We start from the raw sequence: 2,500 nt of genomic DNA on the forward strand, positions 1-2,500 counted from the left end.
GTGGGTGGGAGTCCTCATCTCAAAGCCGGCTTCCCGCTTAGATGCCTTCAGCGGTTATCCATCCCGAACGTAGCCAACCAGCCATGCCCTTGGCAGAACAACTGGCACACCAGAGGTTCGTCCGTCCCGGTCCTCTCGTACTAGGGACAGCCCTTCTCAAGACTCCAACGCGCGCAGCGGATAGGGACCGAACTGTCTCACGACGTTCTAAACCCAGCTCGCGTACCGCTTTAATGGGCGAACAGCCCAACCCTTGGGACCGACTCCAGCCCCAGGATGCGACGAGCCGACATCGAGGTGCCAAACCATCCCGTCGATACGGACTCTTGGGGAAGATCAGCCTGTTATCCCCGGGGTACCTTTTATCCGTTGAGCGACGGCGCTTCCACAAGCCACCGCCGGATCACTAGTCCCTGCTTTCGCACCTGCTCGACCCGTCAGTCTCACAGTCAAGCTCCCTTGTGCACTTGCACTCACCACCTGATGACCAACCAGGCTGAGGGAACCTTTGGGCGCCTCCGTTACCCTTTAGGAGGCAACCGCCCCAGTTAAACTACCCACCAGACACTGTCCCCGATCCGGATCACGGACCCGGGTTAGACATCCGAAACGACCAGAGTGGTATTTCAACAACGACTCCACCACCACTGGCGTGGCGGCTTCCCAGTCTCCCACCTATCCTACACAAGCCGAACCGAACACCAATATCAAGCTGTAGTAAAGGTCCCGGGGTCTTTCCGTCCTGCTGCGCGAAACGAGCATCTTTACTCGTAGTGCAATTTCACCGGGCCTATGGTTGAGACAGTCGAGAAGTCGTTACGCCATTCGTGCAGGTCGGAACTTACCCGACAAGGAATTTCGCTACCTTAGGATGGTTATAGTTACCACCGCCGTTTACTGGCGCTTAAGTTCTCAGCTTCGCCCGGACGAATCCAGGCTAACCGGTCCCCTTAACGTTCCAGCACCGGGCAGGCGTCAGTCCGTATACCTCGCCTTACGGCTTCGCACGGACCTGTGTTTTTAGTAAACAGTCGCTTCTCGCTGCTCTCTGCGACCACCCCCAGCTCCAGAGGAAAACTCCTTCACCGGAAGCGGCCCCCCTTCTCCCGAAGTTACGGGGGCATTTTGCCGAGTTCCTTAACCATAGTTCACCCGAACGCCTCGGTATACTCTACCTGACCACCTGAGTCGGTTTAGGGTACGGGCCGCCACGGAACATCGCTAGAGGCTTTTCTCGACAGCATAGGATCATCCACTTCACCACAACGGCTCGGCATCAGGTCTCACCCTTCAACACGAGACGGATTTCCCTGCCTCGCGGGCCACACCCTTACCCCGGGACAACCACCGCCCGGGCTGGACTACCTTCCTGCGTCACCCCATCACTCACCTACTACCAGCTTGGTCCGCCGGCTCCACCAACCCCACACCCGAAGGCACAGGGAGGCTTCACGGGCTTAGCATCACCAGCCTCGGCCCTTGCGCTCCGCAACGGGTACCGGAATATCAACCGGTTATCCATCGACTACGCCTGTCGGCCTCGCCTTAGGCCCCGACTTACCCTGGGCAGATCAACTTGACCCAGGAACCCTTGGTCAATCGGCGCAGGAGTTTCCCACTCCTGTATCGCTACTCATGCCTGCATTCTCACTCGTGAACCGTCCACAACTGCCTCACGGCGCCGCTTCACCCGGCACACGACGCTCCCCTACCCNNNACCCGGCCCTCCGTTAGAAGTAAATGACCGGGCGACACGACTTCGGCGGTGTACTTGAGCCCCGCTACATTATCGGCGCAGAATCACTCGACCAGTGAGCTATTACGCACTCTTTCAAGGATGGCTGCTTCTAAGCCAACCTCCTGGCTGTCTGGGCGACTCCACATCCTTTCCCACTTAGCACACGCTTAGGGGCCTTAGTCGATGCTCTGGGCTGTTTCCCTCTCGACCATGGAGCTTATCCCCCACAGTCTCACTGCCGCGCTTACACTTACCGGCATTCGGAGTTTGGCTAAGGTCAGTAACCCGGTAAGGCCCATCGCCTATCCAGTGCTCTACCTCCGGCAAGCAACACACGACGCTGCACCTAAATGCATTTCGGGGAGAACCAGCTATCACGGAGTTTGATTGGCCTTTCACCCCTAACCACAGGTCATCCCCCAGATTTTCAACTCTGGTGGGTTCGGGCCTCCACGACCTCTTACAGCCGCTTCACCCTGCCCATGGCTAGATCACTCCGCTTCGGGTCTTGAGCGCGCTACTCAAACGCCCTGTTCAGACTCGCTTTCGCTACGGCTACCCCACCCGGGTTAACCTCGCAACACACCCAAACTCGCAGGCTCATTCTTCAAAAGGCACGCAGTCACGACACAACAAGCAAAACCTGCTGTGCGACGCTCCCACGGCTTGTAGGCACACGGTTTCAGGTACTCTTTCACTCCGCTCCCGCGGTACTTTTCACCATTCCCTCACGGTACTATCCGCTATCGGTCACCAGGGAAT

The 2,500-nt window shown here is 57.9% G+C and carries 1 rRNA gene (cut by a window edge); it reads right to left on the minus strand.

Annotation, left to right across the window (positions count from 1 at the left end):
• A 23S ribosomal RNA gene (locus tag GQS09_RS26920) occupies nucleotides 1-2,500 on the minus strand; its annotated part runs 519 nt beyond the window's last position; the annotation flags it as partial.

Source organism: Streptomyces sp. YIM 98790 (genome assembly GCF_011421595.1).
In the GTDB taxonomy this organism is placed as follows: domain Bacteria; phylum Actinomycetota; class Actinomycetes; order Streptomycetales; family Streptomycetaceae; genus Streptomyces.